At 70.3% G+C, this 7,496-nt stretch carries 8 protein-coding genes; 2 read left to right on the forward strand and 6 right to left on the reverse strand.

Going from position 1 to position 7,496, the window contains the following annotated elements:
- Together VFL64_RS01530 and VFL64_RS01535 are read right to left on the reverse strand one after the other, a co-directional pair.
- Positions 1-208 (reverse strand): hypothetical protein (locus VFL64_RS01530; RefSeq protein ID WP_489538613.1); only part of this gene is annotated, 208 nt, incomplete at its 3' end.
- 103 nt (positions 209-311) lie between these two features.
- Positions 312-1,025 (reverse strand): response regulator, encoded by a 714-nt coding sequence (locus tag VFL64_RS01535; protein WP_489538614.1) that lies wholly within the window; start codon positions 1,023-1,025, stop codon positions 312-314.
- 126 nt (positions 1,026-1,151) lie between these two features.
- Here VFL64_RS01535 and VFL64_RS01540 point away from each other — a divergent pair, with 126 nt between their 5' ends.
- Positions 1,152-1,649, forward strand: a complete 498-nt coding sequence (locus tag VFL64_RS01540; RefSeq protein ID WP_489538615.1) for an RNA polymerase sigma factor — start codon at positions 1,152-1,154, stop codon at positions 1,647-1,649.
- 103 nt (positions 1,650-1,752) lie between these two features.
- Positions 1,753-2,784 (forward strand): isocitrate/isopropylmalate dehydrogenase family protein, encoded by a 1,032-nt coding sequence (locus VFL64_RS01545; RefSeq protein WP_489538616.1) that lies wholly within the window; start codon positions 1,753-1,755, stop codon positions 2,782-2,784.
- Between the two features lie 26 nt (positions 2,785-2,810).
- On the opposite strand, the gene VFL64_RS01550 is transcribed toward VFL64_RS01545, so the two are convergent.
- The 4 genes from VFL64_RS01550 to VFL64_RS01565 all read right to left on the reverse strand — a co-directional run.
- Positions 2,811-3,872 (reverse strand): hypothetical protein, encoded by a 1,062-nt coding sequence (locus VFL64_RS01550; protein WP_489538617.1) that lies wholly within the window; start codon positions 3,870-3,872, stop codon positions 2,811-2,813.
- Positions 3,873-3,975: 103 nt separating this feature from the next.
- Complete coding sequence (locus VFL64_RS01555; protein ID WP_489538618.1) at positions 3,976-4,218, reverse strand: hypothetical protein; 243 nt, start codon at positions 4,216-4,218, stop codon at positions 3,976-3,978.
- 115 nt (positions 4,219-4,333) lie between these two features.
- Positions 4,334-6,598, reverse strand: coding sequence for a putative bifunctional diguanylate cyclase/phosphodiesterase (locus VFL64_RS01560; protein WP_489538619.1), 2,265 nt, complete (start codon positions 6,596-6,598; stop codon positions 4,334-4,336).
- Positions 6,599-6,685: 87 nt separating this feature from the next.
- Positions 6,686-7,496 (reverse strand): GMC family oxidoreductase (locus VFL64_RS01565; protein ID WP_489538620.1); only part of this gene is annotated, 811 nt, incomplete at its 5' end.

Genomic DNA, 7,496 nt, shown 5'->3' on the forward strand with positions numbered 1-7,496 from the left:
ACACACCGAACTCGTCGGGGTGGCGCTCGTGCAGCTCGAACAGGTTGTCGTGCAGGGCCACCACGCGCTGCAGGAAGGCGGCGGCGCGCAGGTAGGTGGTCTCGTGCTCGAAGCGCTGGAAGGCGAACACCACCGTGGCGAGCACGGCCAGGGTGGTCACCAGGCCGGTGGCGAAGATGGTGAGGGCGAGCTTGAGGCGGACGGTCATCACGCCTCCGTCATCCCGGCGCACGCCGGGATCCACCGGGGGCATGGCCTGAGCAGATCGACGCGGTGGATCCCGGCGTGCGCCGGGATGACACGGGTGAGGCTCACAACGGCGCTTCCCGCATCTTGTAGCCGGCACCCCTGACCGTCAGGATCAGCTGCGGCCGCATCGGGTCCGCCTCGAGCTTGGCGCGCAGCCGGTTGATGTGCGTCGTCACCGTGTGCTCGTAGCCGTCGTGCGTGTAGCCCCACACCGCGTTGAGGAGCTGGGCGCGCGAGAACACGTGGCCGGGGTGGCTGGCGAAGTGCAGCAGCAGGTCGAACTCGAGCGCGGTGAAGTCGAGCGCCGTGCCGCGCCAGCGCACCAGGCGCTTGGCGGGCTGGATCTCCAGGTCGCCGTTGCGCAGCAGGCCCGGCTGACCGGGCGGGTTGGACTGCGCGGCGCGCAGCAGGTCGGCCCGGCGCAGCAGGGCCTTCACGCGCGCCAGCAGCTCGGCCAGCGAGAAGGGCTTGGTGAGGTAGTCGTCGGCGCCGAGCTCCAGGCCCAGCACGCGGTCGAGTTCGGTGGCGCGCGCGGTGAGCATCAGGATCGGCGTGTTGCGGCCGCGCGCGCGCAGGGCCTTGCAGACTTCCAGCCCGTCCAGGCCCGGCATCATCAGGTCGAGGATCAGCAGGTCGCTGGCCTGCTCGTTCTGGCTCGCCAGCGCGGCCGGGCCGTCGGCGACGGTCTGCACCTCGTAGCCGGCGTTGCGCAGGTTGAGCGCGATCAGCTCGCGGATGTCGGTCTGGTCTTCGGCGACGAGGATGGTGGCGGGCATGGCGGGATTGTCGTGTCGCGCGAGCGCTTCTTACGCAAATGTGATCTTCCTGTGAGGAAGCGCGAGCAAGGCGCGAGGTGCGGCCGCGACAGTGGCTCCTACCCCACCAGCCACCGGAGCCCCGCCATGAACACCGCTGCCCTCCCCGTCCCCTGGCCCGAGATGGTGTCGCACCGCGGCTACCTGGTGCGCTTTGCCCAGCGCAAGCTGCACGACCCGGCGCTGGCCGAAGACGTGGTGCACGACGTGTTCGAGGCCGTGGTCTCGGGCCGGGCCGCCTTCGCCGGCCGGGCGGCGCTGCGCTCGTGGCTCACGGCCATCCTCAAGCACAAGATCGTCGACCTGGTGCGCAGCCGCGTCGGCCTGAACGAGCAGACGCTCGACGACGACGCGCTGGACCAGCCCTGCCCCCAACCGCGCCCCGACGAACTGGCCGAGCAGCGCGAACAGCTGGCGCAGATGCTGGCCCGCATCGACGCCTTGCCGGCCGGCCTGCGCGATGTGGTGCAGTTGCGCGTGCTGCAGGAGCAGCCCACCGAGGCGGTGTGCCAGGCCCTGGCCATCAGCGAAGACAACCTCTTCGTGCGCCTGCACCGCGCCCGCAAGCAGCTGATGGCCGCCTGAGTTTCCCGGGGGCGAAACGCGGCCGGAATCGCACTGGCATGCCGTCTGCATGGGGATCGCGGCGAGTATCCTCGCCGCCCATTCCCCAGCCCAAAGGCCCGCCATGCCCCACTCCATCCCAGCCACCCTCATCCCCGGCGACGGCATCGGGCCCGAGATCGTCGCCGCCACCCTGGCCGTGCTGGAGGCCGTCGAGGCCCCGTTCGAGTGGGACCGCCAGATCGCCGGCCTGGGCGGCGTGGCCGCCGCCGGCGACCCGCTGCCGCCCGCCACGCTGGACAGCATCCGCCGCACGCGCCTCGCACTGAAGGGCCCGCTGGAGACGCCCTCGGGCAGTGGCTACCGCTCGTCGAACGTGCGCCTGCGCGAGGAGTTCAAGCTGTACGCCAACCTGCGCCCGGCGCACACCATCATCCCGGGCGGGCGCTACGACAACATCGACCTCGTGATCGTGCGCGAGAACCTCGAAGGCCTGTACATCGGCCACGAGCACTACGTGCAGATCGACGACGACCCGCACGCCGTGGCCATGGCCACCGGCATCAACACGCGCGCCGGCAGCCGCCGCCTGCTGGAGTTCGCCTTCGAGCACGCCATCGCCACCGGCCGCAAGAAGATCACCGTGGTCCACAAGGCCAACATCATGAAGGCGCTGACCGGCATCTTCCTGGAGACGGCGCAGCAGCTGTACGAGCAGAAGTACAAGGGCCGCATCGCGTTCGACACGGTGATCGTCGACGCCTGCGCCATGAAGCTGGTGCTCAACCCCTACCAGTTCGACGTGATCGTCACCACCAACCTGTTCGGCGACATCCTGTCCGACCTGGTGGCCGGCCTGGTGGGTGGCCTGGGCATGGCGCCGGGCGCCAACATCGGCACGGACGCGGCCATCTTCGAGGCCGTGCACGGCTCGGCACCCGACATCGCGGGCTTGGGGCTCGCCAACCCCACGGCGCTGATCCTGGCCGCGGCCATGATGCTCGACCACGTGAAACTGCACCACAAGGCGCAGCGCGTGCGCCAGGCCATCGACGCCACGCTCAACATCGACCAGGTGCGCACCGGCGACCTGGGCGGCAAGGCCAGCACGGCCGAGTTCACGAAGGCGCTGGTCGCCCGCGTGACCAAGGGCTGAGGTTCAGGCCACGGGCCTCACTGGCCTCATTGGCAGTCGCCGGTGATGGCCACCCCGGTACTGCGCAGGTCACCGTAGCCCAGGATGATGGAGCCCGGGTCGATGTTGTTGGCGCGCAGCGGCTCGCCCATGCTGACGTAGGCGATGGTGGGCCGGATCGAGGTGAGGACGACGGTGTGGGTGGACGTCCAGCTGGTGGGCGAGTTGCTGGCCTGGTTCTTCCTGCACACGCTGTAGATCGGCGACGAGGTGCTGCTGAAGGCATTGCTGGTGAATCCACCGCCCGCGCAGGCCATGCTGTAGCTGCGGTTCACCAGGCCGAAGTTGTTTTCGGTCGCGCCGCTGCGGTCGGTGGCGTTGGTGTACGCCACGATCGCATCGCCGGTACCGCCGCCCAGGGCCTTGCCGCTCATCTGGATGACACCGCTGCTGCCGTTGCGGGTGCAGGTGGCGCTCTCGACGGTGACGTAAGGCGTGGGGCCACAGGTGCCGCCGACCGCCCAGTAGGTGCTGTTGACCGCCGGGTTGGAGATGGTCGCCGCGGCCAGGCCGAGCGGCGTCACGCGTTGCCTGGCGGTGTAGGTGGCGCCGTTGTAGCTGACGACCTGCCCCAGGTTGTAGAAGGCCGTCGCGTCCCACGGGCAGGAGCCGCCGGAAGCGCTGCCGCCACCGCCGCCACTGGATCGGCTGCCATTGAAGGCGCCACTGGTCGCGCTCAGGCCCGTTGCACCCCAGGTGCCGTTCCAGGTGGCGTTCAGCGCACTGCCTGACACCGTGCCGATGATGTCGACCGTGCCCTGGCTCGACGTGGCCCGCAGGTGGTCCAGCACCCCGTTGTTGAGCAGGCCGCCTTGCAGGGTGAAGGTGCCTCGGGACGTGGTGACCGTGCCGGCGATCGCGCCGCCGCCGTCAACGGTGAAGGTCCACGTGCCGTCCATCGGCGCGCCCACGGTGCCGCTCCAGGAAGATCCGGCGTAGGTCGGCGTGTAGCCGTCGTCGCCCTCGTCCTCGCCGGCACCACCGCACGCCGCCACCAAGACAAGCGCGCACAGAACCCCCAGGGTTCGACAGAACTTCAAGGCCCACATGGCAAGCACCTCCCTCGAAATGAATGGGGGGCACTGTAGGAAGCGGGTGCGCGGCCGAACATCGGCCGGTCGGCCCATTCAGCGTGCGAAAGTCACAAGCGCCTCAGGCGCTGGCGTCGAGCAGCGTGCCCAGCTTGGGCGTGACGCTGAACTGCAGCGTCGGCCCGGCGTAGACCGTCATGGTGAAGGCGCCGCCGTTGTCGAGCGTGTAGGGCCCCAGGCCCGCCACGTCGGTGTTCAGCTTGACCAGCGGGATCGGCGCCGCGCCATTGACCAGCGCGCGCTTCATGTAGGCGTCGACGGCCTGCGGCAGGGCCGATCCGAGGGCAGAAGTGATGGGTGTCATGGGCGGCGGAAGGCGCAGCCCATGACTCTAGGACAGCCCCCGCGCGATGCCAACGGCGCCGGTGTCAAAGCGGCGGGGTTCGGGAGTTTTTTGCGCAAGTCTGCGCTGGCGAGGCTCAAGTTGCCGTGGTCTCGCGCGACAGCCAGGCCATGGCGTCGTCGGCCGTCAGCGGCACGGCGTAGAGCGCCCCCTGCAGCACCTGGCAACCCGCGCTGCGCGCGCCTTCGGCCTGGGCCTCGGTCTCCACGCCTTCGGCCACCACGTCGAGCCGCAGCACGGCGGCCAGGGTGCAGATGGCCTGCACCACGGCACGGGCGTCGGGCGCCGGCAGCGGCTCGATGAGGGTGCGGTCGATCTTGAGCGTGTTGACCGGCAGGCTGCGCAGCAGGTTGAGCGACGAGAAGCCGGTGCCGAAGTCGTCGAGCGCCACGGCCACGCCGTGCTCGCGCATCTCGCGGATCTGCTGGCTGGCCTGCTCGAGGTGGGTGACGGCCGCACTCTCGGTGATCTCGAGCGAGAGCAGCTCGGGCGGCACCTCGTACTGCCGCAGGGTGTTGGCCACCATCTCCGGGAAGGCCGGATCGAGCAGCTGCAGCGGCGACACGTTCACCGCCACCGGCAGCAGCGCCGCGCCCGCCTCGCGCCAGCGCGCCAGCTGCTGGCAGGCCTGCGCCAGGATCAGGCGGCCCAGCGGCACGATGAGGCCGGTGCGCTCGGCTGCCGGGATGAACTCGTTGGGGCCGACGCGGCCCTGGCCCGGGCGGTCCCAGCGCACCAGGGCCTCGAAGCCGACCGTCGCGCCGCTCTTCGCGTCGACCTTGGGCTGGTAGAAGAGCACGAACTCGTCCTTGCTGACACCGGCGCGCAGGCCTTGCTCGGCGTCGAGCACCACGCCCGAGCTGAGCTCGAAGCGCTCTTGCGCGAACTGCAGCGACGTGCCCGGCGTGGCCTTGGCCTGGCGCATGGCGGCATTGGCCGCGCGCAGCAAGGCCTCGGGGTTGCGGGTGGTGGCGGGGCACAGCGCCACGCCCATCGACACGTCGAGGAAGAACTCATGGTTCTGCACGGTGAGCGAGCGCGACAGGCGCTTGCGCACGCGCTGCACCAGGGCACCGGCGCTGGTTTCGTCGTGCGCCTTGCGCGCCAGCAGGGCGAACTCGTCCTCGCCCAGGCGCATGACCTCGGCCTCACCGCCCACCGCCTGCTGCAGCGTGGCCGACAGCGCGCGCAGCACCTCGTCGCCCACCGGATGTCCGTGCGCCTCGTTGAAGAGCTTGAAGCGGTCGACGTCGAGCAGCACCAGCGCGAAAGCGCTGTCGGGCACGGCGCACAGCTCGCGCAGGCGCTGCAGCAGCGCGCTGCGGTTGGGCAGGCCGGTCAGCTCGTCGTGCGTGGCCTGGTGCAGCAGGGCCTGCGTGGCGTTGTGCTGCGCGGTCTCGTCGGTCACCACCACCTGCTCGGCGGGCTGGCCGTCCCAGTCGATGCGCCAGGCGGTGAAGCGCAGCTGGATGGGCGTGCCGTCGAAGCGGTAGCGCAGGCCGTCCCAGCTGGCCTGCACCAGCTCGCCCGCAATGATGCGGCGATGGCGTTCGCGTGCGATCGCACGCTCGGCCTCGGGCATGGTGGCCTCGCGCCACAGCGTGTTCACCTCGGTCAGCGACGACAGCCCGTAGATGCGCAGCAGCGCCGGGTTGGCGTAGGTGAGTTCCTCACCCTGCACCACGGCCACGCCCTGGTGCGAGCGCTCGGTGAGCTGCTGAAAGCGCTGGCGCAGGCGCTTCGATTCGTCGAGCGAGCGGCTCACCGCGGCATGCAGCAGGGACAGGCCGAGCGTGAGCCGCAGCACGGCGGCGATGGTGAGCTGCAGCCCGAGGCCGGCTTCGCCGGCCACCACGTAGATGAACTGGTTGAGCCCCACCAGCACCAGCAGCGTGCCCACCAGGCGCTCGCCCGCCCCCAGCCGCCACAGCCAGCCCATGGCGACGATGCCGGCGGCCACGTGCAGGCTGGCGCTGAGCGCCTGCGCCAGCCGAGGGTGGACGAGGATCAGTGCGAGGCCCACTCCCAGCAGGCCGGTGAACATCCACACGCTCTGGCGCCGCGTGGGCGCGATGCCGGCCAGGCGCGCGCTGCCGACGATCACGAGCGTGATGTACAGGGCCGAGGCGGTGACCACGATCGCCGTGCCCGTCACCTGCATGAGCGGGCCGGGCTGGCGCATCACCCAGTAGGCCAGCGGCACGCAGATCTGCGTGAGGTAGGCCCAGCCCAGGTCGCGCGAGAAGGCCTGCCGCGGGTCGCGCCGCCACGCGAGCAGCAGCGTGACGCCGACGATCAGGTTGACCGCCGAGGTGAAGACGAGCGAGTTGGTGTAGTCCAAGGTACTGCTCAACTCAGCCCGGCGCCCGGCCGCCCGAAGTCGGGCTGCGCCCCCACGGGGGGCAGGAGCACAGCGACGTGGGGGTTGTCATTGGCCCGCCAGAATCCAGGCCGCCGCACGCTCGGCGATCATCAGCGTGGGCGAGTTGGTGTTGCCGCTCGTGATGGTGGGCATGACGCTCGCGTCCACCACCCGCAAGCCACTCACGCCGTGCACCTTGAGGCGCGCATCGACCACCGCCAGCGGGTCGGACTCGGGCCCCATCTTGGCCGTGCCCACCGGGTGGAAGATGGTGGTGCCGATGTCGCCGGCCAGCTTGGCGAGTTCTTCGTCGCTCTGGAACTGAGCGCCGGGTTTCACTTCTTGCGGTGCGTACTTCGCGAGTGCCGGCTGCGCCACGATGCGCCGCGTGATGCGCAGCGAATCGGCCGCCACGCGGCGGTCTTCGGCGGTGCTGAGGTAGTTGGCGCGGATGCTGGGCGCATCGAGCGGCGAGGCGCTTCGGATCTGCACCTGCCCGCGGCTCGTGGGGTTCAGGTTGCACACGCTCGCGGTGAAGGCATTGAAGGCATGCAGCGGCTCGCCGAAGGCGTCGAGCGACAGCGGCTGCACGTGGTATTCGAGGTTGGGGTGCGGCTGATCGGGGCTGCTGCGCGTGAAGGCGCCGAGCTGAGAAGGCGCCATGCTCATCGCCCCGCTGCGCTTGAGCGCGTACTCGAGGCCGATCAGGGCCTTGCCCCACAGCGAATTGGCCTGGGTGTTGAGCGTGCGCACGCCCTTCACGCTGAAGACCGCGCGGATCTGCAAATGGTCTTGCAGGTTGCCGCCCACGCCGGGAAGGTGGTGCTGCACGGCGATGCCGTGGTGCTGCAGCAGGCTGCCGGCGCCGATGCCCGAG

Source organism: Rhizobacter sp. (assembly GCF_035702065.1).
In the GTDB taxonomy this organism is placed as follows: Bacteria; Pseudomonadota; Gammaproteobacteria; order Burkholderiales; family Burkholderiaceae_C; genus Rhizobacter.

Bases quoted from the DNA above. Each gene is read 5' to 3' on its own strand.
- VFL64_RS01535 (WP_489538614.1), bottom strand. From the start codon at position 1,025: ATGCCCGCCACCATCCTCGTCGCCGAAGACCAGACCGACATCCGCGAG.
- VFL64_RS01540 (WP_489538615.1), top strand. From the start codon at position 1,152: ATGAACACCGCTGCCCTCCCCGTCCCCTGGCCCGAGATGGTGTCGCAC.
- VFL64_RS01545 (WP_489538616.1), top strand. From the start codon at position 1,753: ATGCCCCACTCCATCCCAGCCACCCTCATCCCCGGCGACGGCATCGGG.
- VFL64_RS01550 (WP_489538617.1), bottom strand. From the start codon at position 3,872: ATGTGGGCCTTGAAGTTCTGTCGAACCCTGGGGGTTCTGTGCGCGCTT.
- VFL64_RS01555 (WP_489538618.1), bottom strand. From the start codon at position 4,218: ATGACACCCATCACTTCTGCCCTCGGATCGGCCCTGCCGCAGGCCGTC.